Below are 22086 nucleotides of genomic sequence, written 5' to 3' on the forward strand. Positions count from 1 at the left end.
CCTTGCGTGGGTGGGGCGGACGGGTCAGGGCACTGCCGACCAGTCTCCCACGTCCTCGGATGCCGCCCGCTCACCCCGGGCGGTCGGAAACCCGGTGGCACCCTGTCGGTGCCGCCTTGCATGCTGGACCGGTGAGCGACCCGCTGTCGGACACGATCCGCGACGCCGTCGGCGACCAGGTGGTCGGCCGGCGGCTGCCCCGCGCTCTCACGCCGTTCAGCACCCCCGCCTACCGGTGGCTCGCGGTGTCCCTCACCGCCAGCTCCTTCGCGGCGGGGGTGTGGATCGTCGCGCTCGTGTGGGAGGTCATCCGCCTCGGCGGCGGCCCGGCCCAGCTCTCCGTCGTCACGACGGCGAGCGCCGTCGGGGTGCTCCTGCCCGCGCTCGTCGCGGGTGTCGTCGCCGACCGGGTGCCCCAGCGGGTCGTGCTCCTCGCCGTCGCCGGCGTCGAGCTGGCCGGCATGTCGCTCGTCGCGCTGCTCTCGGCCGCCGACCTCAACGCGCTGTGGGTCCTCGCCGGCGTCGCGTTCACGACGGGTATGGCGATGGCGTTCTACTACCCCGCCTACTCCGCGTGGCTGCCCGCCCTCGTCCCCGAGTCGGACCTGCAGGCCGTGAACGGGTTCGAGGGCATGGTGCGGCCGACGATCTCCCAGGCTGTCGGCCCGGCGGTCGCGGGAGCGGTCGTCGCGGCGAGCAGCCCGGGCGCCGCCTTCACCATCGCCGCGGTGAGCTGCGTCGGCACCGTCCTCGCCCTGCTCAAGGTGCCCCAGACCCCCATCCGGCGCACCCTCGACCCCGAGCACGCCGCGCACCCCGTGCGGTCCGCGGCCCGGGACATGCGTGAGGGCTTCGCCTACATGGTGCGCACCCCGTGGCTGCTCGCGACCCTGCTGTTCGCCTCCCTCATGGTCCTTGTCGTCATGGGGCCGCTCGAGGTCCTCATCCCCTTCCTCGTCAAGGACGTCCTCGGCGGCGGTCCCGGCGACCACTCCCTCGCCCTCGCCGGCTTCGGCATCGGCGGCGCCGTGGGCTCGCTCGTCATGGCGTCGGTGCGGATGCCGCGCCGCTACCTCACCCTCATGAACCTCGGCTGGGGTGTGGCGTGCCTGCCGTTCCTGCTCATCGGCGTCACGACGCAGCTCTGGGTCGTCGTGGCGTGCGCCTTCGTCATCGGGGCGCTGTTCTCGGCGCCGATGGTCATCTGGGGCACCCTGCTCCAGCTGCGGGTGCCGCCCGAGCTGCTCGGCCGGGTCGCCTCCCTCGACTTCTTCGTGTCGGTCTCGCTCATGCCGGTGTCGATGGCGCTCGCCGGCCCGGTCTCCGAGCTCATCGGCCTCCGGGCGACGTACGCCGTCGCGGGCCTCGTCCCCCTCGTCGCCGCCGTCGTGGCCATCGTCTGGGCCCGCCTGCCCGCCGACGAGCTGGCGCACCCGCTCGCCGGTTCTCAGCCGAGCGGGTAGAACCGGGCGGCGCCCCTGACGGCGACGCGCACCGGCCCGCGCTCCGGGATCTCGCCGAGGGTGCGCACCTGCACGTCGAACGGCGGGCCGGTGCCGGGCCCGGACAACCGCACCCGCACGAGGGCGTCGTGGCCGAAGTACTCCCCGCCGACGACCTCGCCGGCGGTGCCGTCGGGAGCGTCGGCGGGCAGGAGGCGCAGCTGCTCGGGGCGGAGCATGACGACCCCGTGTGCCGGCCCCGCCACGGCCGCGTCGACGGCGAGGGCCCCGAGCGCGGTCGCGGCCACGCCGCCGGTGACGTCGGCCGGCAGCTCGACGCACTGGCCGACGAACCGGGCCACCCCGAGCCCGGTGGGCGCCCGGTAGACGTCCTGGGGGGTCGCGTGCATGAGGATGCGGCCCTCGTCGAGGACCGCCACCGAGTCGGCGACGGACAGCGCCTCGTCCTGGTCGTGGGTGACGACGAGTGCTGTCGCGCGGGAGCGGTCGAGGGCGTCACGGACCTGGCTGCGCACGGACTCGCGCAGCGAGGCGTCGAGGGCCGAGAACGGCTCGTCGAGGAGCACGACCGAGGGGTCAGGAGCCAGGGCACGGGCCACCGCGACCCGCTGCTGCTGGCCCCCGGACAGCTCGTCCGGACGGCGGTCCTCGTAGCCGGCCAGCCCGACGAGCTCGAGGACCTCGGCGACCCGCGGCGAACGCCGCCGCTCGGACCGGGGCAGGCCGAACGCGACGTTCTGGCCGACGCTGAGGTGCGGGAAGAGCGCACCCTCCTGCGGCACGAGTGCGACCCCGCGCCGCTCGGGCGCGAGGTGGCGCCCGGGACCGACGACGACGGCGTCGCCGATCCGGATCTCGCCGCCCTCGGGCCGCACGAACCCGGCGACCGCCCGCAGCAGGGTCGTCTTGCCGCAGCCGGAGGGCCCGAGCACCGCCGTGACCGAGCCGCTCGGCACCTCGAGGTCGACCCCGCGCAGCACGGCCATCTCGCCGAGCGTGACGTCGAGGTCGCGGATCGTCAGGGTGCTCATCGGGACGTTCCTCGGTCCGGGTCGGACAGGCGCATGAGCCAGATCGTGGGAAGGACGGCGAGGACCACGAGGGCCAGGCCGTACGGGGCCGCTGCACCGTAGGCTCCCACACCGGTCTCGGTCCACAGGCTCGTGGCCAGGGTGTCGGTGCCCGTCGGCCGCAGCAGCAGCGTCGCCGGGAGCTCCTTCATGCAGGTGAGCAGCACGAGCGCGGCACCCGCCCCGATGCCGGGCGCGGCGAGCGGGAGGGTGACCCGGCGCAGCACCTCCCCGGGCCGCGACCCGAGCGAGCGGGCCACCTCCTCGCCACGCACCGAGCTCTGGGCCACCGAGCTGCGCACCGACCCGACCGCGGTGGGCAGGAAGAGCACGACGTAGGCGAGGACGAGCAGCGGCGCCTCCTGGTAGGCCCACGGGACGACCCGGACGCCGAGGAAGACGAGCGCGAGGGCGACGACGATGCCCGGCAGGGCGTGCCCCGCGTACGTCACCTGCTCGACGACCGTCGTGAACCGCCCCCGGTGGCGGGCGGCGAGGATGCCCACCGGCACGGCCCCGAGCGTGCACGCGATCGCCCCGAGCAGCGAGAGCCACGCGGTGGCGACGATGCTCTCGCCGAGGTGCGCCACGTCGAGGCCGGCCGACAGCCCCGTGGCGAACCAGTACGCGAGCGAGGCGACCGGGAAGGCGAGCGCGAGCCCGATGACGACGGCCGACGCCCCGGCGAGCGGGAGGCGCCCGCGCCCGAGCCGCACCGGGACGGCGGCCCGCGCGGTGCCGGCCCCGACGCGGGCGACGTCGCGCCGCCGCACCCGCGACTCACCGATGCTGATCGCGACGGTGAGCGCGACGAGCAGGAGCGAGAGGACGGCGGCGGTCGAACGCTCGAAGCTCGACCGGTACGCCGTGTAGATGACGCGGGTGAAGACGTCGTAGCGCAGGATCGACACCGCGCCGAAGTCGCTCAGCGTGTAGAGCGCGACGAGCAGGCCCCCGGCCGCCGCGGCGGGGCGCACCTGCCGCAGGGTGACCTCGCGGAAGGTCTGCCACGGGCTGCGGCCCAGGCTGCGGGCGACCTCCTCGACCCCCGGGTCGGCGCGGCGCAGCGCCGCGAGCACCGGCAGGTAGACGTAGGGGTAGCAGCACAGGGTGAGCACGAGGACCGCCCCCGGGAGCCCGGCGAGCTGCGGAACGGCCGAGATCCAGGCGAACGCCGCGACGTAGCTCGGGATCGCGAGCGGCAGCGCCGCGAGGGCGGCGATCGTGCGTCGCCCGGGGACGTCCGTGCGGGTCGCGAGGAACGCCAGCCCCACGCCGATGGCGACGCTGAGCGACGTGACGAGCACGACGAGGAGCAGGCTGCGGGCGATGAGCTCGACGGTGCGCTCGCGCACGAGGATGTCGACGACGCGGGCGAGCCCGGCCTCCGCCGTGCGGATGAGGAGGTAGCCGATCGGCAGGAGGGCGATGAGCGAGACGACGACCGAGGGCGCGGTGAGGAAGAGCGGGGGGGCCGGGCCCCGACGGCGCGCCGGGGTGCGGGTCGCCGGCTCGGCGTCCCGCACCCCGGGCGGCGTCAGCGTGCTCAGGTCAGCCCCACCTCGTCGAGGAGGACGAGCGTCTGCTCGAGCGAGTCGAGCGCGTTGAGGTCGATGCTCGAGCCCTCGAGCTCGGCGAGGGGCACGAGGTCGTGCTTCGTCGCCGTGACCCCGGGGACGACGGGGTACTCCGCGGTCTCGTCGGCGAAGTACTGCTGGCCCTCCGGCGACAGGAGGTACTCGATCGCCGAGTTCGCGGCGTCACGCTGCGGGCTCCCCGCGAGGATGCCGGCGCCGGCGACGTTGATGAGCGCCCCGGGGTCGTCGGCGTCGAGGAAGTGGATCTTCGCGTTGACCGCGTCCGCGCCCTTCTCGGCGACCCGCTCGTACCAGTAGTAGTGGTTGACGAGGCCGAGGGCCACCTGGCCGGAGTCGACCGCGTCGAGGACGAGGACGTTGTTGTCGTAGGCCTTGGGCTCGTTGGCCTTGAACGCCTCGAGCCACTGGCGGGCGCCCTCCTCGCCCTTGCTGACCCGCAGGGCGGTGACGAAGGACTGGAACGAGGCGTTCGTGGGGGCGAAGCCCACCCTGCCCTTGTACCTCGGGTCGAGCACCGCGTCGACCGTCGTCATCTCGGTGGTCTCGGGGGCCTGCGCCGGGTCGTAGGCGATGACGCGGGCCCGGGCCGAGGTCGCGACCCAGCGGCCGTCCGGGTCCGCGAACCCCTCCTGGACCGCGGCGGTCGTCGCCGCCGGAAGGGTCTCGAGCCGCCCCGCCTTGGCGAGGGCACCGAGCGCCCCGGCATCCTGGCTGAAGAACAGGTCGGCCGTGGTGCCGTCGCCCTCCTCGAGCAGCTGGGCGGCGAGCTCGCTCGAGCCGCCGTAGCGCACCTGCACGTCGATGCCGGTCTCCTCCTCGAGCCGGTCGAGGAGCGGGCCGACGAGGTTCTCGTTGCGGCCCGAGTAGATGACGAGCGCGTCGTCGGACAGGGGCTCCTCGCCCTCCTCCTGGCCGCAGGCGGCGGTCGTGAGGGCGATGAGGGCGGCGGCGCCGAGGGCGAGCGCGCGTCGGACGGACATGGAGGGTGCTCCTCGCGGAGGGGACCGGGACGAGCACCAAGGTATTAGGTAAGGCTTACCTGCGCAAAACCGGGTTCCTCAGGGCGGAATACCCTGCTGCCGTGACGTCGACTCCCCCGCCCCTGCGCCGCGGCCTGCTGCGTTCCGCGGCCACCTCGCTGCGCCGGTGGCTCGGCACGCGACCGGCATCCGGCTACCCCGGGGACTACACCGGCGCGCTGGCCCCGGTCTACGCCCCGAGCCCCGACGGTCGCCCGGACCCCGGCGAGATCGTCTGGACGTGGGTTCCCTTCGAGGAGGACCACTCCCGGGGCAAGGACCGCCCGGTGCTCCTCGTGGGTCACGACGGGGACTGGCTCCTCGGCCTCCAGCTGTCGAGCAGGGACCACGACGGCCACCCGGTGCCGGACGTGCGGCGCCGGTGGGTCGACATCGGCAGCGGGGCGTGGGACCGCCGCGGCCGCCCGAGCGAGGTGCGGGTCGACCGCGTCGTGCGGGTGGACCCCCGGCGCGTCAGGCGCGAGGGGGCCGTGCTGTCGCCGGAACGCTTCCGCTCCGTCGCGCGGGCGGTCGCCGACCTGCACCGGTGACGCGACGGGGCCCGTCACCGCGAGCGGCGACGGGCCCCGTCGGGAGCGGGCGTGCGGTCAGAGACCGTTGGCCCGCTTGGCCATCGCGGACTTCTTGTTCGCGGCCTGGTTCTTGTGGATGACGCCCTTGCTCACGGCCTTGTCGAGCTTGACGGAGGCGAAGCGCAGGGCGGCCTGGGCCTCGTCGGCGTTGCCGGCGTCGGCGGCCTCGCGGAACTTGCGGATCGCGGTCTTGAACTCCGACTTGATCGCCTTGTTGCGCTCGGTCGCGGCGCGGTTGGTCTTGATCCGCTTGAGCTGGGACTTGATGTTCGCCACTGGTCTGTGTGTGCTTTCTGCTGGGGTCGGTGTGCCGTGTAGAGGGCGGCAGCCGCGCGTCGGGACCGGGCGTGGGGCACCCGTGGTTGACGTGCGCTGGGTGGTTCTCTCGTGCGCGCACGACCTCAAGCGCACACGCAGGGAGCAAAGTTACCAGCGGGGAGCCGCCCGCTCCAAAACGTCGCCGGCGGAGCGGGTGCGGCGACCGCCGTCACCCCGAGTTGCGGGCGTGCTCGCCGGTGATCGTGAGGACGACCCGCTCGACCGCGTAGACCGGGTCGCGTCCGCCGCCCTTGACCTCGAGGTCGGCCGCGGCGATCGCCCGGACGCACCGCCCGAGGGCGTCGGCGGACCAGCCGCCGAGCGCCCGCCGCGCCTTGTCGACCTGCCACGGCGCCATGCCGACGTCGCGCGCGACGTCGGCGGAGCGGCCCCGTCCGGCCGACCCGACCTTGATGAGCTGGCGGACCTGCTGGGCGAGGACGGCGACGATGGGCACCGGGTCGACCCCGACGGCGATCGCGTGCCGCAGCAGGCGCAGGGCCTCGCCGGTGTCGCCGGCCAGGGCGGCATCGGCGACCCGGAAGCCGGTGGCCTCCACCTTGCCCCCGTGGTAGGTGAGCACGACCTGCTCGTCGATGACGCCGTGGGTGTCGTCGATGAGCTGCTGGCAGGCGGCGGCGAGCTCGCGGAGGTCCTTGCCCACGGCCTCGACGAGGGCGTGCACCGCCTCCCCCGTCGCCTTGCGCCGGGCCCGCCGGAACTCGTGGGCCGCGAAGTCGGCCTTGTCGCGGTCGGTCCTGATCGCGGGGGCGTCGATGACCCGCGCCCCGGACCCCCTGAGGGTGTCGAGCACCTTCTTCCCGCGGGTGCCGCTCTTGTGCAGGACGACGAGGGTGAGGTCGGGCTCTGGGTCGACGGACAGCGCGGCGAGCAGGTCGCCCTGGAGGTCGTCGGCCGCCTCGTCGAGGTCGTGGACGACGATGCACTTCGCCCCGCCGAACAGCGACGGGCTGGCGTGGAGGGTGAGCTCGCCCGGCTCGTAGGCCGCGGCATCCAGGCGGATCGTCTCGAGGTCGGGCTGGGTCACCCGCAGGTCGTCGAGCGTCTGGGCCAGGGCCCGCTCCGCGAGCAGCTGCTCGGGCCCGGCGATGAGGACGTACGGGGGCACCCGGTGGTGCACCGCGACCTCGTCCTCCATGCCCGTCACTCTGCCACGAGCCGCCGTCAGCCGAAGGTGAGCGTCGGGCCCCGGCCGGCCTCGAGGCCGAGGCCCGCGAGGCGGGCCGCGACCGTCTCCGGAGGCAGCTCCATCGACTCGGCGAGCTCGTCGAGGGTCAGGCCGAGCTCGGTCCCGTCGCGCAGCTCCTCGTCCTCCTGCGCGGTCCACGCGTGGCCGTGGGTGACCGCGGTGCGCGACGACGCCGCCGGCGGAGGCGCCTCGGCGACCGGCCGCTCGGGCACCGGTGCCGCGGCATCCGCGGCCCGGGCGGTGTCGCCGACGGGGCCCGCGAGCGCCCCGGCCAGCCCGCGCAGGGCGGGCTCGGCGACGGGCAGCGGCGGTGACGCGGTCTCGTCGAGCCGGCGGAGGGCGGCGAGCACCATCTCCCGGTCGGCGGTGGGCCAGAAGGGCGGCAGCGACCGCTGGAGGAACCCGGCATAGCGGGCCGTCATCATCCGGTGGTCGAGGAACGCGACGACCCCGCGGTCGTCGGCCCGGCGGATGAGGCGCCCGGCGCCCTGGGCGAGGCGGAGCGCGGCGTGCGTGGCGGAGACGGCCATGAACCCGTTGCCGCCCATCCGGGCGATGGCCTGCGATCGGGCCGAGGCGAGCGGGTCGTCGGGGCGCGGGAAGGGGATGCGGTCGATGAGGACGAGCTGGCAGGACGAGCCGGGCACGTCGACGCCCTGCCACAGCGAGAGCGTGCCGAACAGGCAGGTGCGCGGGTCGCGGGCGAACTGCCGCACGAGCGTGCTGATCTGGTCCTCGCCCTGGCACAGGAACGCGATGTCGCCCTGCGCGTCGGCGAACCGCTCGCGCATCGCGTCGGTGGCCTCGCGGGCCGCGCGCATGGACGAGAAGAGCCCGAGGGTCCGGCCGCCGGCAGCCCGCACGAGCGCCTCGATCTCGTCGAGGGTCTCGGTGGCGAGCCCGTCGCGCCCCGGGGCCGGCAGGTGCCGCGCGACGTAGGCGATGCCCTGCTGCGGGTAGTCGAACGGGCTGCCGACGTCGAGTCCGCGCCACGGCGGGGCCCCGTCGCCGCGCAGCCCGATCGTGCCCGCGACCGCGTCGAACGACCCGCCGAGCTCGAGGGTGGCCGAGGTGAGCACGACGGTGCGCTCGTCGAACACCTTCTCGCGCACGAGCGCCGCCACGCTCATCGGGGCCACCCGCAGCACCGGGCCCCGGCGGGGGTCGCGGCTGACCCAGACGACGTCGAGCTCACGCTCCTCGAGCACCCGGCAGGCGTTGTCGTACACCTCGTCGACGGCGGCCCGCGCGACCTGGCGCGCGGCGTCCGGCTCGTCGCCCTGCGCGGGCTTGAGCTCGCTCTGCACGGCACGGGCGGTGTCCCGCACGCGCCCGAGCGCCATCGCGAGGGAGTCGGGGATGCCGGTGAGCCGCCCCTCAGGTGCCGGCTCGAGCACGGACTCGAGCAGGTCGGCGGCCTCGTCGAGGGTGGACGACGCGTCGGCCTGGCGGCCGGCGCGCCGGGCGGCGGCCCGGACCATGCCGGGGGTGAGCTCGTCGGTGATCGTCGAGGTGACCCGGTCGACGAGCTCGTGCCCCTCGTCGATGACGAGGACGTCGTGCTCGGGCAGCATCTGGCGCCCCTCGAACGCGTCGATCGCCATGAACGAGTGGTTGGTGACGATGACGTCGACGTCGCGCGCCGCCTCCCGCGACCGCTCGACGAAGCACTCGGCGACCATCGGGCAGCGGCTGCCGAGGCACTCCTCGGCGGAGACCGAGACCTGGCGCCAGGCCCGCTCGGACACGCCGGGGACGAGCTCGTCGCGGTCGCCCGACTCGGTCACCTCGGCCCACTCCCGCAGGCGCACCACCTCGGCGCCGAGCCGCGACGCCTGCTGGTCGACCGCGCCGACGGACATGAGCGCGTCGGCGTCGTCGTCGGGGAAGCCGCCGTGCAGCTTGTGCGCGCACAGGTAGTTCCGCCGGCCCTTGACGAGGCAGTAGGTCGGGCGACGTCCGAGGAGCGGTGCGACGGCGTCCGCGAGCCGGGGCATGTCGCGGTCGACGACCTGGGCCTGGAGGGCGAGCGTCGCGGTGGCGACGACGGCGGGCCGGCCCGTGTCGACGGCGTGACGCACCGCGGGCACGAGGTAGGCGAGCGACTTCCCGGTTCCCGTGCCGGCCTGGACGAGGAGGTGGCCGCTGCCGTCGATGGCCTCCGCGACGGCGTGCGCCATCTGCACCTGGCCGGGTCGCTCCGTGCCGCCGACACCGGCGACGGCCGCGTGGAGGAGGTCGTCGAGGGTCGGCACGAGAGCAGGGTATGCCGTGCGGCCGACGGGGTGGTCGCGACCGTCCACAGCACGCGGCGCTACCCGGCGCGGCGACGTCCGGCGAGGAAGGGGCGGGCCAGCCGGGTGAGCCGGGGCATGACGACCCACGTCATGAGCGCCGTGATGACCGCCGTGTTGACGAGCGTGACGACGAGGAAGGGCAGCCCGAGGTCCTGCAGCCGACCCGCGAGCAGCCACAGCACGAGGGAGGCGGTCGGCCAGATCCCGAGCCACGTCACGAGCGCCATCCGGTGCCGGGGCGGGTGCATCGAGGCCGGGACGACGGCGGGCGCGAACCACGCCTCGAGGCCCGAGAGCCGGCGGTGCTCCGGTTCGCCGACGGCGTGCTCGCGCATCCTCGCGTGGACGGCGGCCCGCTCCTCGCTCGCGTCCCACGCGGCGAGGGCGTCCTCGTCGGTGAAGTTGACGACGACCTGGTAGTCCTCGCCGTGCCGCTCGGGCGGCAGCAGCTCGGCGCCGAGGAAGCCCCGGTGCCCGCGCATGGTCCCGAACATCTCCCGCACGAGCGCCTCGTACTGCGCCTCGTGGCCGGGCAGGGCGCGGCGGCGAGCGATCCGGGTGACGTGGCCGGGTCCGGGACCCGGCGGCGGAGCAGCGGCCATGGTGCCATCGTCCCCGTCGGGGGGCCGTGGGCGCGCCTCGGTGCCCGTCTGCGGAACACCCCACGAAGTGCGACGACAGCGGGGCGGTCGGTGCCACGATGGGCTGGTGACCATCGACGTCGACGCCCCCGTGCCCTTCCCGTCCGACATCGAGATCGCCGAGTCGGCCGACATCACCCCCGTCGCCGACCTGGCCCGGGACGCGCTCGGCATCCCCGCCGCGGCCCTCGTCCCGTACGGCCACACCAAGGCCAAGGTCTCGATCCCGTGGCTGACGACGCTCGAGGACCGTCCTGACGGCCACCTCGTCCTCGTCACCGCGATGTCACCGACCCCCGCAGGTGAGGGCAAGACGACGACCTCGGTCGGCCTCGCGGACGCCCTGCGGCGGATCGGCGAGAACAGCGTCGTCGCCCTGCGCGAGCCCTCGATGGGGCCGGTCTTCGGCATCAAGGGCGGCGCCGCGGGCGGAGGCTATGCGCAGGTCGTGCCGATGGTCGACATCAACCTCGCCTTCACCGGTGACTTCGCGGCGATCGCCGCGGCCAACAACCTGCTCGCGGCGATGATCGACAACCACCTCCACCACGGCAACGCCCTCGACATCGACGCACGGACCATCACGTGGAAGCGGGTCGTCGACCTCAACGACCGGGCGCTGCGCGGCATCGTCATCGGCCTCGGCGGCCTCGTCAACGGCATCCCCCGCGAGGACGGCTTCGACATCGTCGTCGCCTCGGAGGTCATGGCCATCCTGTGCCTCGCCACCTCGCTCGCCGACCTGCGGCGTCGCCTCGGCGACGTCGTCGTGGCGCACACCCGCACGAAGCAGCCGGTCACCGCGCGCGACCTGGGGGCGGAGGGGGCGATGACCGTCCTGCTGCGCGACGCGCTCGCCCCGAACCTCGTCCAGACGCTCGAGCACACGCCCGCGTTCATCCACGGCGGCCCGTTCGCGAACATCGCCCACGGCTGCAACTCGGTCATGGCCACCCGGGCCGCGCTCAAGCTCGGCGACTGGGTGGTCACCGAGGCCGGCTTCGGCGCCGACCTCGGCGCCGAGAAGTTCGTCGACATCACGTGCCGCGCCGCCGGGCTGCGGCCTGCGGTCGCCGTCGTCGTCGCCACGGTGCGGGCCCTGAAGTTCCACGGCGGCGTCCCCGTGGGCGAGGTCGACCGCGAGGACCTCGCCGCCGTCGGCGCCGGGATGACGAACCTGCGCCGGCACCTCGACAACGTCCGCGGCGTGCTCGGGCTCACCCCGGTCGTCGCCGTCAACCGCTTCCCGAGCGACACCGACGCCGAGGTCGACCTCGTCGTGCGGATGTGCCGCCACGAGGGCGTGCGCGCCTACCCGGCGACGCACGTGCGCGACGGCGGGGTCGGGGCCGAGGCCCTGGCCCGCGGCGTCGTCGAGGCGGTGCGTGAGGGCAGGAGCGACATGCGCTTCGTCTACGACGACCACCTCTCGCTCGAGAAGAAGGCCGAGGCCGTCGCGACCCGCGTCTACGGTGCGTCGCGGGTGGCCTTCGAGCCCAAGGCCCGGCGCCGCCTCGAGCAGATCGAGGCCGAGGGGCACGGCCACCTGCCCATCTGCATGGCCAAGACCCAGGCGTCGTTCTCGACCGACCCCTCGCTGCGGGGCGCCCCCTCGGGGCACACCGTGACGGTGCGCGAGGTGCGGCTCGCGGCAGGTGCCGGGTTCGTCGTCCTCGTCACCGGCGAGATCATGACGATGCCGGGCCTGCCCCGCGAACCCGCGGCGCACCGCATCGACGTCGACGACGACGGTCGCGTCGTGGGGCTGAGCTGAGCACGCGGCCCCGGCGATGACGCTCGCGGCCACCTACCTCGTCGCGGCCCTCGCGGGGGGCTCGCTCGCCCGGTGGCTCCGGCTCCCGCCGCTCGTCGGCTTCCTCTCCGCCGGCTTCGCCCTCGCGGCGCTCGGCGTCGAGAAGCACCCCGTCGTCGACACCCTCGGCGAGCTCGGCGTCACCCTCCTCCTCTTCGCGGTCGGCCTCTCCCTCGACGTGCGCCTGCTCCTGCGGCGCGAGGTGTGGCTCACCGCGACGGCACACCTCGTGCTCATGGTCGGAGCCGGTTTCGTCGTGCTCGCCGGGCTGGCCGCCGTCGGGGTGGGCGGCCTCACCGGTCTCCCCGCGTCGACCCTGACCCTGCTCGCGTTCGCCCTCGCCTTCTCGAGCACGGTGCTCGTCGTCAAGGTGCTCGAGGAGCGCAGCGAGTCACGCTCGCGCTACGGACGGATCGCGATCGGCATCCTCGTCGTCCAGGACCTCGCGGTCGTCGCGTTCATCGCGGTGAGCGGCACGAGCCGGCCGAGTCCGTGGGCGCTGGCCCTCGTGCTGCTCTGGCCTGCCCGACGGCTCCTCGCGGCGGTCTGGGAACGGCTCGGCCACGGCGAGCTCCAGGTGCTCTTCGGTGTCGTCGTGGCGCTCGTGCCGGGCTACCTGCTCTTCGAGGCGGTGGGGCTCGAGGGTCAGCTCGGGGCGGTCGTCATGGGCCTGCTGCTCGCGCCCCACCCGCGGTCCGGCGACCTCGTCAAGTCGCTGTTCTCGGTCAAGGAGCTGCTCCTCGTCGCGTTCTTCCTGTCCATCGGGCTGAACGGCGTCCCGACCCCGGGGCAGGTGGCCACCGGCCTGCTCCTCCTGCTCCTCCTGCCGGCCCAGACCGCGCTCTACCTCGTGCTGCTCAGTGCGCTCGGGGTGCGCCGCCGGACGTCGGCCCTCACCGCTGCTGCGCTGGCGAACGACTCCGAGTTCGCGCTCGTCGTCGCGGCCACCGCGGCGAGCGCCGGGCTGCTCGAACCGGGCTGGGTCACGACGATGTCGGTGGCCGTGGCCGCGAGCTTCTTGGTCTCGACGGCGGTCAACCTGCGTGCCGAGCGCTGGGCGGATGCCGTCGAGCGCCGCTGGCCGGACCGTGACCCCGCGCGGCTCGACCCGGCCGAGCGACCGATCCCGCTGCACGACGTCGACGCACTCGTGCTCGGTCTCGGGCGCGTCGGGACCGCCGCGTACACCCGGCTCGCGGAGGAGGGGCTGCGCGTCCTCGGCATCGAGCACGACGAGCAGCGGGTCGCCCAGCTGTCCGCACAGGGAGTGGAGGCGGTGGCCGCCGACGCGACGGACTCGGCCCTGTGGCGTCGCCTCGTCGCGGTCCGCTCCCTCCACACCGTCGTGCTCGCCATGCCCTTCCACCACGCGAACCTGGGGGCCCTCGCCGTCGTGCGGGCCCGGCACTTCACCGGCACGGTCGCCGCGGTGGCGCGCTACGACGACGAGGTCACCGACCTGCTCGCGCACGGCGCGGACACGGTGCTGCACATCTACAGCGGCTCGGGCCTGGCCCTCGCGGAGGCCGCCCTCGGCGACCCGGCGACCCTGCGTGCGTTGGAGGAGCCGCCGGTCAGGCCCGACCGTCCGCCACCATCGGTCGGTCGTCGAGGCGACGAGCCATGACGACGGAGTCGCGGTCGTCCCCGGCGGCGACCCGGATGACCCCGGGCAGCCGCCCCACCTCGACGTACCCGCAACCCTCGTAGAAGCGGGTCGTGCCGAGGCCGCTGCGGACGTCGAGGACGGCGACCTCGACCCCCTGCTCACGGGCCACGCGGTGCATCGCCGCCATGAGGAGGCGCCCCAGGTTGCGGCCGCGGTGCTCGGGCAGCGTCATGACCCGGTAGGCCGTGCGGGTGTGGCCGAGCATCGGGTTCCGGTCGGTGACCCAGAACCCGGCACCGACGACCCGGCCCCCGGAACCGCGCAGGAGGACGGCCGTCGTCCCCCCGTCGGCCATGCCCTCCTCGTGCACGGACAGGGTCCGGGCCACCTGGGTGCGCGAGGCCCCCGGGAGGAAGCCGACGGCTCCCCCGGCGTCGTTGACGGCGCACCACAGGTCGAGCAGGGACTCGCGGGTCTGCTCGTCGAACCGGTCATGGGCCTGCACCGAGGGGGCCTGCAGCAGGGTCGAGGCCGCCTCCCCGGGCGGGGCGTCGTCGACGGTGCCGACCCGCTCCAGGCCGGCGGCGAGGGCGGTGCGCATCGCCCGCTCGTCCCTCTCGCGGCCCGACATGACGAGCGGCAGGTCCGGCAGCCACTCGACCGCGTGGGCCGCCCACGCCCGGGTCGCCTCGGTGGCCAGTCCCCGGTCGTGGGCCGAGGGCGTGAGCCGGTAGGTCAGGGCGAGCACCTCGTGGCCGGAGTCGTCGGTACCCCGGCGCAGGCCGCCGACCCCGATCCCGGACCGGGTGCTCGACTCCTCGACGACCGCGTGGTCGAAGCCGGTCCGGCGCCACCGGTCGAGGCAGTCGCCGAAGCCCGCCTCGGCCGCCTCGTCGCTCACGGCCATCGTCCACGGGGCGAAGGCGTGCAGCGAGGGGTCTCGGTGCACGCGCACCCACAACGACCGGTCACCCCCGACCGGTCGTCGGAGGGTGAGGCGGTTCGTCGAGATCTCCCGCGGCGCCCTCTGCACTCGCGCGAGGCTACCCGGGGCCACAGGCGCACAGGGCTATCCGTGCGGCCCGTCCGGGCCGGTGCGTGGGGGTCAGGCCCGGAACGCGGTGAGGTGGTCGGCGAGGTCCGGCCCGACCCGGGCGGTGAGCCGGGTGCCGTCGGCGACGTGCTCGCTGGCGAGCACCTCGCCGGTCTCGTGGATGCGGCTCACGAGGTCGCCCCGGTCGTAGGGGACGAGCACGTCGACGTCGATGTCCGGCTGGGGCAGCTCTGCGGCGATGAGCGCCCGCAGCTCGTCGAGGCCCGCGCCGGTACGGGCCGACACGACGATCGAGTGCTGTTCGTGCCGGCGCAGGCGGGCGATGACCTCGGGGTCGGCGAGGTCGGCCTTGTTGATGACGATGACCTCCTTGACGTCGGTCGCGTCGACGTCGGCGAGCACGGCGCGCACGGCGGAGACCTGGCCCTCCGGGTCGGGGTGCGAGCCGTCGACGACGTGGAGGAGCAGGTCGGCGTCGGCGACCTCCTCGAGGGTGGACCGGAACGCCTCGACGAGCTGGTGCGGCAGCTGGCGGACGAAGCCGACGGTGTCGGTGAGCGTGTACATCCGCCCGTCGGGGGTCTCGGCTCGGCGCACCGTGGGGTCGAGGGTGGCGAAGAGCTGGTTCTCGACGAGCACCCCGGCCCCGGTGAGCCGGTTGAGGATGCTCGACTTGCCCGCGTTCGTGTACCCGGCGATGGCGACGCTCGGGACGGCGTTGGCGCGGCGGCTGCCCCGTTTGGTGTCGCGGACCGTCTTCATCTCCTTGATCTCGCGACGCAGGCGGGCGATGCGCGTGTTGATCCGCCGGCGGTCGAGCTCGATCTTGGTCTCACCGGGTCCGCGCGAGCCCATGCCCTGCCCGCCCGCGGCCTGGCCGCCGGCCTGGCGCGACATCGACTCGCCCCAGCCGCGCAGCCGCGGCAGGAGGTACTGGAGCTGAGCGAGCTCGACCTGGGCCTTGCCCTCCCGGCTCTTCGCGTGCTGGGCGAAGATGTCGAGGATGAGGGCGGTGCGGTCGATGACCTTGACCTTGACGACGTCCTCGAGGGCCCGGCGCTGGCTCGGCGCGAGCTCGGTGTCGCAGACGACGGTGTCGGCACCCTCGGCGATGACGATGTCGCGCAGCTCCGCGGCCTTGCCCTTGCCGAGGTAGGTCGCCGGGTCGGGGGTGGCACGGCGCTGGACGACGCCGGCGAGCACCTCCGAACCGGCCGTCTCGGCGAGCGCGGCGAGCTCGCGCAGGGAGTTCTCGGCGTCGTCGGCCGTGCCCTCGCTCCACACCGCCGCGAGGACGACGCGCTCGAGGCGCAGCTGGCGGTACTCGACCTCGGTGACGTCCTCGAGCTCGGTGGACAGCCCTGAGACGCGGCGGAGCGCGGCGCGCTCCTCGCGGTCGAGCTGCTCGCCGTCGAAGGCGTCGTCGTCCGGGTCCCACGGTTCGCGTGGGCGCACGAAGCCGGAGTCGTCGAAGGCCTGGTCACCCGCGGAGGTTGCGGTCGGGTCGGCGAGCGCGTCGGCCCGCCCGGAGAGGATGTGTCGTGCAGTCATGTTCTCCCTAGGGTCTCATCGGTCAACGCACCGGGGCGAACGGTTTCTTCCGGGCGCCGCTACCGTGGCCCTGCGATGAGCGAGGACGACCACTACTTCACGGCCGCACCGGCCAGCGCCGACGAGCGCCGCCGGGTGCGGGTGCGCCTCGCCGGACGCGAGGTCGAGGTCGAGGTCGCGCCGGGGGTCTTCTCCCCGGGCGGAGTCGACAAGGGCACGGCCGTGCTGCTCGACGAGGCCCCCGACCCGCCACCCACCGGCACGTTCCTCGACCTCGGCTGCGGGTGGGGGCCGCTCGCCCTCACCCTGGGCCTGCACTCCCCCGCGGCGACCGTGCACGCCGTCGACGTCAACGAGCGCGCGCTCGACCTCGTGCGACGCAACGCGGCCGCGCTGGGGCTCGACGGCGTGCGCGCCAGCACGCCGGACGGCATCCCGGAGGCCGTGCGCCTCGACCTCATCTGGTCCAACCCGCCGATCCGGGTCGGCAAGGTGGCACTCCACGCGCTGCTGCGCACCTGGCTCCCCCGCCTGGCGCCGGACGGGGTCGCGTACCTCGTCGTGCAGCGCAACCTCGGCTCCGACAGCCTCCAGCGGTGGATCGAGGCCGACCTCGCGATGCCGTGCCGCCGGTTCGCGTCGAGCCGCGGTTTCCGGGTGCTCGAGGTCAGGCCGGCAGCACGCTGAGGTCGACGGCACCGTCGGCGACGAGCACGGCGGGGCCGGCGAGCTCGACCCCGCGGTCGGGGAGCAGCCGCACGGTGAGGCGTCCGCCCGGGACGTCGACGAGCCACGTGGCGCCCGTGTCGAGCGACCCGGCCCAGAAGCTCGTCGCGATGGCGGCGGCGCACGCGCCGGTGCCGCACGAGCGGGTCTCGCCGACCCCGCGCTCGTGCACGCGCATCGCGACGTGGCCGGGGCCCATCGGGCGCACGAGCTCGACGTTCGTGCCGTGCGGGGGGTCGGGCCGCACGACGGGGGCGGCGGTGAGGTCGAGCGCCTCGAGCTCGACCTGCTCGGGCAGCGCCACGACGGTGTGCGGGTTGCCGAGGTCGACGCTCAGCGCCGAGAAGGGGTCCCCGTCGTCGAGGTGGACGAGCGCGTCGAAGCCGTCGCGGTCGGCGGTGGCGGGGTCGCCGAGGCGCCACGGGCCGAGCCCCACGGCGAAGCCGTCGACGTCGACGCGGACCTGCTTGACCCCGGCCCGGGTGGCGATCGCGAAGGCGTCCGCGGTCTCGAGGCCCTCCCGGCGCAGGAACGCGGCGAAGACCCGGGTCCCGTTGCCGCACATCTCGGACAGGCTGCCGTCGGCGTTGCGGTAGTCCATGAACCAGCGGGCCCGCGGGGCCTGGGCCCGCACGTCGGGCTCGTCGGCCGCGTCGGTGGGCACGACCCGGATGACCCCGTCGCCGCCGATGCCGGCGCGCCGGTCCGCGAGCGCGGCCGCCCGGGCGGCGGACAGGCCGAGGGCCCCGTCGAGGTCCGGCACGAGCACGAAGTCGTTCTCCGTGCCGTGCCCCTTCGTGAAGGTCAGCCGGTCAGCCATGCCGGCCATTGTCGCCCACGCCCCGGCGGACGGCGGCGAGCACCCCGGCGACCGCCGCGTCGACGGCATCCGGGTCGGTGGGGTCGACCCACGTGACCCGCGGGTCGGGGCGGAACCACGACTCCTGGCGGCGGGCGAGCCGGCGGCTGGCGGTGACGGTCTGCTCCCGGGCGGCCGCCTCGTCGAGCAGGCCGTCGAGGTGCGCGAGCGCCTGGGCGTAGCCGATGGCGGTGCTCGCCGTGCGCCCCGACCGGATGCCGTGCCGCTCGAGCGTGCGCACCTCGTCGAGCAGCCCCTGCGCCCACATCCGCTCGACCCGCTGCGCGATCCGCCGGTCCAGGACCTCGCGAAGTGGCAGCAGGCCGAGGACGAGCGTCGGGTGCACGAACTCGCGGCGTGGCAGCGTCGCCGAGAAGGGTCGCCCGGTGAGCTCGATGACCTCGAGTGCGCGCACGATGCGGCGCCGGTTGCCCGGCTCGAGCGCCGCGGCGGCGAGCGGGTCGCGGTCGACGAGCTCGGCGTGGACGACGTCGGTGCCCACCTCGTCGGCGTGCTCCTCGATCCGTCGCCGCACGGCGGGGTCGGTGGGCGGGATGTCGAGGCGGTCGAGGAGGGCCCGCACGTACAGCCCCGAGCCGCCGACGACGACGGGGTGGCGCCCCCGGGACCGGATGTCGGCGAGGTCGGCGCGGGCGTGACGCTGGTACGCCGCGACGCTGGCCTCCTCGGTGACCTCGAGCACGTCGATCTGGTGGTGGGGGATGCCGCGGCGCGCGTCGGGCGCCAGCTTGGCGGTGCCGATGTCCATGCCGCGGTAGAGCTGGCTCGCGTCCGCGCCGACGACCTCGCCACCGAGCTCCTCGGCGAGGCGCAGCCCCAGCTCGGACTTCCCGGTGGCCGTCGGTCCGACGACGGCGACGACGGTGGGGCCGCCGTCAGTCGACACGCTCCCCCTCGGGGGTGTCGTCGTCGTGGCCGAACGGGTCGCGGTCGACACCGGGGGTCCAGCTGAGGCCGGGCACGCCCCAGCCGTGCGCCTTGACCGCCTTGCGCGCCCGGCGCGACCACTTGCCGGTGAGCCGGTCGACGTAGAGGAACCCGTTGAGGTGGTCGTACTCGTGCTGGAGCATCCGGGCGAACCAGCCGGTCGCCTCGTAGCGCAGCTCGCGGCCCTCGAGGTCGAGGCCGCTCAGGGTCGCCGCCTCGCCCCGGCGCAGAGGGAAGGACTCCCCCGGCACGGACAGGCAGCCCTCGACCTCGTCGTGCGGGTCGGGGTCACCGACGACGGGCTTCGCCGACGTGAGGTAGGGGTTGATGACGACGCCGCGCGGCGGGATGCCGTCGTCGTTGGCCAGCTGCCACGTGAAGATTCGCAGGCCGACCCCCACCTGGGGGGCGGCGAGACCGACGCCGCGGGCGGCATCCATCGTCTCGTACATGTCGGCGACGAGCTCGCGGGTGCCGTCGTCGATGACCTCGACGGGCTGCGCCCGGCGGTGCAGGACGGGTTCCCCGGTGATGACGACGGGACGGATGGCCATGCCGGGATTCTTCCAGAGGCCGCGCAGCCCGCCGGACCGGGCTCGGCGGCTGCGCGGGGGGCGTCGTGCCGCGGAGGCTGCGCGTCGAAGGGGCATGCAAGGGGTTGTGCTCGGCCCGCTCATGGCGTTCCCTTGAGGGACTCCCCTCGTGGGAGACCATGCCCCCGAGCGAGAGGAGGTCACGTGAGTCTTTTCGACAGCGCCAAGGAGAAGCTCCAGGACCTGGCCACACAACACCCCGACCAGGTCGAGCAGCTCAGCGACCAGGCCATCGATCGCGGCGGCGACGCCGTCGACACCGCGACCGGCGGGAAGTACGCAGAGCACGTCGACCAGGCCCAGGGGAAGGCCGACGGGGCCATCGGCGAGCCCTGAGCCCTCCTCCGACGCACCCGAGGCCCTCGACCGAACAGGTCGAGGGCCTCGGCCGTTCGGTCAGTCCTCGCGCCGCGGGGCCGGTTCCCGGGGCGGCGGACGCGTCGCGACCCTAGCCTTGTCGTCGACCCCAGCCGCCGTCGCGAAACGAGGAGACCGTTGGCACACAACACCTCCGGCCTGCCGAAGCTCGACCTCGAGCCCTTCGACCCCTCGGCCCTGTACGCGGCCGCGCGTTCCCCCGAGCGCGAGAAGGACCTCGCCCGCCGGGGCCCGGACCGCCGCCGGCGGCTCGTCGGCATCGTCCTCGCCCTCGCCGTCGTCGCCGTCGCTGCCGGCGCTGGGGCGTGGGCCCTGATCTGAGGTCCGGTCAGGCGGAGCAGGCCGAGACGGTGACCGCCGGCCTCGGCGGCACCCCGACCGACGGCATCCCGAGGGAGACGGCCGGCTTGCCCGGGACCGCGGCGCCCTGCAGGGCCTCCCAGGCGTCACCCCCGGCGGTGCGGCGCACGGCATACGTCCCACCGTGCACGCCGCTGTCGGCGACGAGGTGGTGCGGCGCGCCGTAGGTGACGCCCACCGTGACGACGTCGCCCGGCCGCGGTCGCTCGGCCCCCGCGGGCACGGCGAAGTGCACGAGCCGGTTGTCGCGGGCCCGGCCCGACAGGCGCGCGGTCGCCCCGTCCTTGCGGCCCTCGCCCGGGGCGACGAGGACCTCGACCTCGCGGCCCTCGATGCCGCGGTTCTCGGCCCACGAGACCCGCTCCTGGAGCTCGATGAGCCGCTCGAAGCGCTCCTGCACGACGGCCTTGGGCAACTGGTCGGGCATCGTCGCGGCAGGGGTGCCCGGGCGGATCGAGTACTGGAAGGTGAAGGCGCTCGAGAAGCGGGCGGCCTCGACGACCCGCAGGGTCTCGGCGAAGTCCTGCTCCGTCTCACCGGGGAAGCCGACGATGAGGTCGGTCGTGATCGCGGCGTCCGGGATGGCCGTGCGCACGGCGTCGAGGATGCCGAGGAACCGCGCGCTGCGGTACGACCGGCGCATCGCCCTGAGCACCCGGTCCGAGCCCGACTGCAGCGGCATGTGCAGGCTGGGCATGACGTTCGGGGTCTCGGCCATCGCGGCGATGACGTCGTCGGTGAACGCCGCCGGGTGGGGGCTCGTGAAGCGCACCCGCTCGAGTCCCTCGACCTCGCCGCAGGCCCGGAGCAGCTTGCCGAACGCGAGCCGGTCACCGAACTCGACGCCGTACGTGTTGACGTTCTGCCCGAGCAGGGTGACCTCGACGACGCCCTGGGCGACGAGCGCCTCGACCTCGGCGAGCACCTCGCCCGGGCGGCGGTCCTGCTCCCTGCCGCGCAGGCTCGGCACGATGCAGAACGTGCACGTGTTGTTGCAGCCCACGGAGATCGACACCCACCCGGCGAACGCCGAGTCGCGGCGGGTCGGCAGCGTCGACGGGAAGGTCTGGAGCGACTCGAGGATCTCGACCTCGGCCCGCTTGTTGTGCCGGGCGCGGTCGAGCAGGGCCGGGAGGCTGCCGATGTTGTGGGTGCCGAAGACGACGTCGACCCAGGGCGCGCGCGTCACGATGGTGTCGCGGTCCTTCTGCGCCATGCAGCCGCCGACGGCGATCTGCAGGTCGGGGTTGGCGGTCTTGGCCGGGCGCAGCTGGCCGAGGTTGCCGTAGAGCTTGTTGTCGGCGTTCTCGCGCACGGCGCACGTGTTGAAGACGACGACGTCGGCGACCTCGGGGCGGACGCCCTCGGGCACGCTCGCGAGGTCGACGTAGCCGGCGGTCTCGAGCAGCCCGGCGAGGCGCTCGGAGTCGTGGACGTTCATCTGGCACCCGTGGGTGCGCACGTCGTAGGTCTTCGGGGCAGTCATGGCGGGTCAAGGGTAACGGCGGGCAGCCTCATCGCCGATCCCGTCGCATCTCGCTGTGCCCCTGGGGGGTCGTCCCAGGGCGTTCCGGCCGGCGGCGTCGACCGGGGCGGCACCGGGTGCCGGGCGAGCTAGTCACCAGGGCGTCCCGGCCGGCAGCGTCGACCGGGGCGGCACCGGGTGCCGGGCGGGCTAGTCGACCCGCTTCGTCGCGCACTTCTCGCACCACTGGACGTCGTTCTCGTCGGCGGTGGAGCTCGTGGCGGCGTCCCTCTCCCAGAGGGTCTGCACGATCTTCGGTGAGACGACCACCGGGTCGTCGAGACGGCAGCACTCCTTGTCGGCGTGCAGGAGCAGGTGCCCGTTGTCCCAGCGTGCCGAGTAGTGCTGCTCACCGGGAGCGCGTTGCATCCACGTCGCCCCGTCACGGGTGATGGTGTTCAACATCGTCGTTGTCCTCTCGTCGTGCCCGTGTCCACGGTATGGGCGATCCGCTTCCGCCG

At 74.4% G+C, this 22086-nt stretch carries 21 protein-coding genes; 7 read left to right on the top strand and 14 right to left on the bottom strand.

What is annotated here, in order from left to right:
* The first annotated feature begins 131 nt into the window (after positions 1 to 131).
* Entirely contained in the window at positions 132 to 1463 is a 1332-nt protein-coding gene (locus ABD899_RS07795; protein ID WP_345204301.1) for an MFS transporter, read from the top strand.
* Here the strand turns inward: ABD899_RS07795 and ABD899_RS07800 are convergent.
* Genes ABD899_RS07800 through ABD899_RS07810 form a run of 3 tightly spaced genes read right to left on the bottom strand, consistent with a single transcriptional unit; the run spans position 1448 to position 5111 of the window.
* Positions 1448 to 2494 carry an ABC transporter ATP-binding protein gene (locus ABD899_RS07800; protein ID WP_345204302.1) on the bottom strand — a complete coding sequence of 349 codons (1047 nt, stop codon included), beginning with the start codon at positions 2492 to 2494 and terminating at the stop codon, positions 1448 to 1450. The two genes, ABD899_RS07795 and ABD899_RS07800, sit on opposite strands and share 16 nt — an antisense overlap.
* Entirely contained in the window at positions 2491 to 4059 is a 1569-nt protein-coding gene (locus ABD899_RS07805; protein WP_345204303.1) for an ABC transporter permease, read from the bottom strand. Before ABD899_RS07805 ends, ABD899_RS07800 begins: the two co-directional genes overlap by 4 nt.
* A gap of 20 nt (positions 4060 to 4079) precedes the next feature.
* Positions 4080 to 5111: an extracellular solute-binding protein gene (locus tag ABD899_RS07810; RefSeq protein WP_345204305.1), complete on the bottom strand. Its 1032-nt coding sequence runs from the start codon at positions 5109 to 5111 to the stop codon at positions 4080 to 4082.
* 101 nt (positions 5112 to 5212) lie between these two features.
* Here ABD899_RS07810 and ABD899_RS07815 point away from each other — a divergent pair, with 101 nt between their 5' ends.
* Entirely contained in the window at positions 5213 to 5701 is a 489-nt protein-coding gene (locus tag ABD899_RS07815) for a type II toxin-antitoxin system PemK/MazF family toxin (RefSeq protein WP_425474950.1), read from the top strand.
* A gap of 57 nt (positions 5702 to 5758) precedes the next feature.
* On the opposite strand, the gene rpsT is transcribed toward ABD899_RS07815, so the two are convergent.
* The 4 genes from rpsT to ABD899_RS07835 form a co-directional block, all read right to left on the bottom strand.
* The gene (gene rpsT / locus ABD899_RS07820; RefSeq protein ID WP_345204307.1) at positions 5759 to 6019 is read right to left on the bottom strand and encodes a 30S ribosomal protein S20; all 261 of its coding nucleotides are present in this window, start codon (positions 6017 to 6019) and stop codon (positions 5759 to 5761) included.
* A gap of 211 nt (positions 6020 to 6230) precedes the next feature.
* Positions 6231 to 7220: a DNA polymerase III subunit delta gene (gene holA / locus ABD899_RS07825; protein WP_345204309.1), complete on the bottom strand. Its 990-nt coding sequence runs from the start codon at positions 7218 to 7220 to the stop codon at positions 6231 to 6233.
* 26 nt (positions 7221 to 7246) lie between these two features.
* Positions 7247 to 9526, bottom strand: coding sequence for an ATP-dependent DNA helicase (locus tag ABD899_RS07830; RefSeq protein WP_345204310.1), 2280 nt, complete (start codon positions 9524 to 9526; stop codon positions 7247 to 7249).
* A 59-nt stretch (positions 9527 to 9585) separates the two neighbouring features.
* On the bottom strand, positions 9586 to 10170 hold the full coding sequence (locus tag ABD899_RS07835) for an antibiotic biosynthesis monooxygenase (RefSeq protein ID WP_345204312.1): 585 nt from the start codon (positions 10168 to 10170) through the stop codon (positions 9586 to 9588).
* Between the two features lie 106 nt (positions 10171 to 10276).
* Here ABD899_RS07835 and ABD899_RS07840 point away from each other — a divergent pair, with 106 nt between their 5' ends.
* Entirely contained in the window at positions 10277 to 11983 is a 1707-nt protein-coding gene (locus tag ABD899_RS07840) for a formate--tetrahydrofolate ligase (protein WP_345204315.1), read from the top strand.
* Between the two features lie 16 nt (positions 11984 to 11999).
* On the top strand, positions 12000 to 13649 hold the full coding sequence (locus tag ABD899_RS07845; protein ID WP_345204316.1) for a cation:proton antiporter domain-containing protein: 1650 nt from the start codon (positions 12000 to 12002) through the stop codon (positions 13647 to 13649).
* Here ABD899_RS07845 and ABD899_RS07850 read toward each other — a convergent pair.
* Together ABD899_RS07850 and hflX are read right to left on the bottom strand one after the other, a co-directional pair.
* Positions 13597 to 14664: a GNAT family N-acetyltransferase gene (locus tag ABD899_RS07850; protein ID WP_345204318.1), complete on the bottom strand. Its 1068-nt coding sequence runs from the start codon at positions 14662 to 14664 to the stop codon at positions 13597 to 13599. The genes ABD899_RS07845 and ABD899_RS07850 overlap by 53 nt on opposite strands.
* 72 nt (positions 14665 to 14736) lie before the next feature.
* Positions 14737 to 16236, bottom strand: a complete 1500-nt coding sequence (hflX, locus tag ABD899_RS07855; RefSeq protein WP_345204320.1) for a GTPase HflX — start codon at positions 16234 to 16236, stop codon at positions 14737 to 14739.
* Positions 16237 to 16311: 75 nt separating this feature from the next.
* Between hflX and ABD899_RS07860 the strand changes: the two genes are divergently transcribed.
* Complete coding sequence (locus ABD899_RS07860; protein WP_345204322.1) at positions 16312 to 16923, top strand: class I SAM-dependent methyltransferase; 612 nt, start codon at positions 16312 to 16314, stop codon at positions 16921 to 16923.
* On the opposite strand, the gene dapF is transcribed toward ABD899_RS07860, so the two are convergent.
* From dapF to def, 3 genes are read right to left on the bottom strand one after another with little or no spacing between them, the layout of a single operon-like run.
* Complete coding sequence (gene dapF / locus ABD899_RS07865; protein WP_425474951.1) at positions 16904 to 17791, bottom strand: diaminopimelate epimerase; 888 nt, start codon at positions 17789 to 17791, stop codon at positions 16904 to 16906. The two genes, ABD899_RS07860 and dapF, sit on opposite strands and share 20 nt — an antisense overlap.
* A complete protein-coding gene (miaA, locus tag ABD899_RS07870; RefSeq protein ID WP_345204325.1) occupies positions 17775 to 18728 on the bottom strand; it encodes a tRNA (adenosine(37)-N6)-dimethylallyltransferase MiaA in 954 nt (317 codons plus the stop codon). The genes dapF and miaA overlap by 17 nt, the downstream gene beginning before the upstream one ends.
* On the bottom strand, positions 18718 to 19323 hold the full coding sequence (gene def / locus ABD899_RS07875) for a peptide deformylase (RefSeq protein WP_345204328.1): 606 nt from the start codon (positions 19321 to 19323) through the stop codon (positions 18718 to 18720). The genes miaA and def overlap by 11 nt, the downstream gene beginning before the upstream one ends.
* A gap of 183 nt (positions 19324 to 19506) precedes the next feature.
* Between def and ABD899_RS07880 the strand changes: the two genes are divergently transcribed.
* A complete protein-coding gene (locus ABD899_RS07880; protein ID WP_345204329.1) occupies positions 19507 to 19698 on the top strand; it encodes an antitoxin in 192 nt (63 codons plus the stop codon).
* A 159-nt stretch (positions 19699 to 19857) separates the two neighbouring features.
* On the top strand, positions 19858 to 20061 hold the full coding sequence (locus ABD899_RS07885; RefSeq protein ID WP_345204332.1) for a hypothetical protein: 204 nt from the start codon (positions 19858 to 19860) through the stop codon (positions 20059 to 20061).
* 7 nt (positions 20062 to 20068) lie between these two features.
* Here the strand turns inward: ABD899_RS07885 and miaB are convergent, their stop codons facing one another.
* Positions 20069 to 21586 (bottom strand): tRNA (N6-isopentenyl adenosine(37)-C2)-methylthiotransferase MiaB, encoded by a 1518-nt coding sequence (gene miaB, locus ABD899_RS07890; RefSeq protein ID WP_345204335.1) that lies wholly within the window; start codon positions 21584 to 21586, stop codon positions 20069 to 20071.
* Between the two features lie 189 nt (positions 21587 to 21775).
* The gene (locus ABD899_RS07895) at positions 21776 to 22030 is read right to left on the bottom strand and encodes a hypothetical protein (protein WP_345204337.1); all 255 of its coding nucleotides are present in this window, start codon (positions 22028 to 22030) and stop codon (positions 21776 to 21778) included.
* Positions 22031 to 22086: the final 56 nt, after the last annotated feature.

It is taken from the genome of Fodinibacter luteus, from assembly GCF_039541575.1.
Lineage (GTDB): Bacteria > Actinomycetota > Actinomycetes > Actinomycetales > Dermatophilaceae > Fodinibacter > Fodinibacter luteus.

What these genes read in the sequence shown, in the direction of transcription:
- holA (WP_345204309.1), bottom strand. Translation starts at nt 7,220, where the DNA reads ATGGAGGACGAGGTCGCGGTGCACCACCGGGTGCCCCCGTACGTCCTC.
- def (WP_345204328.1), bottom strand. Translation starts at nt 19,323, where the DNA reads ATGGCCATCCGTCCCGTCGTCATCACCGGGGAACCCGTCCTGCACCGC.
- ABD899_RS07860 (WP_345204322.1), top strand. Translation starts at nt 16,312, where the DNA reads ATGAGCGAGGACGACCACTACTTCACGGCCGCACCGGCCAGCGCCGAC.
- hflX (WP_345204320.1), bottom strand. Translation starts at nt 16,236, where the DNA reads ATGACTGCACGACACATCCTCTCCGGGCGGGCCGACGCGCTCGCCGAC.
- ABD899_RS07835 (WP_345204312.1), bottom strand. Translation starts at nt 10,170, where the DNA reads ATGGCCGCTGCTCCGCCGCCGGGTCCCGGACCCGGCCACGTCACCCGG.
- ABD899_RS07800 (WP_345204302.1), bottom strand. Translation starts at nt 2,494, where the DNA reads ATGAGCACCCTGACGATCCGCGACCTCGACGTCACGCTCGGCGAGATG.
- ABD899_RS07895 (WP_345204337.1), bottom strand. Translation starts at nt 22,030, where the DNA reads ATGTTGAACACCATCACCCGTGACGGGGCGACGTGGATGCAACGCGCT.
- ABD899_RS07845 (WP_345204316.1), top strand. Translation starts at nt 12,000, where the DNA reads ATGACGCTCGCGGCCACCTACCTCGTCGCGGCCCTCGCGGGGGGCTCG.
- dapF (WP_425474951.1), bottom strand. Translation starts at nt 17,791, where the DNA reads ATGGCCGGCATGGCTGACCGGCTGACCTTCACGAAGGGGCACGGCACG.
- miaB (WP_345204335.1), bottom strand. Translation starts at nt 21,586, where the DNA reads ATGACTGCCCCGAAGACCTACGACGTGCGCACCCACGGGTGCCAGATG.
- ABD899_RS07810 (WP_345204305.1), bottom strand. Translation starts at nt 5,111, where the DNA reads ATGTCCGTCCGACGCGCGCTCGCCCTCGGCGCCGCCGCCCTCATCGCC.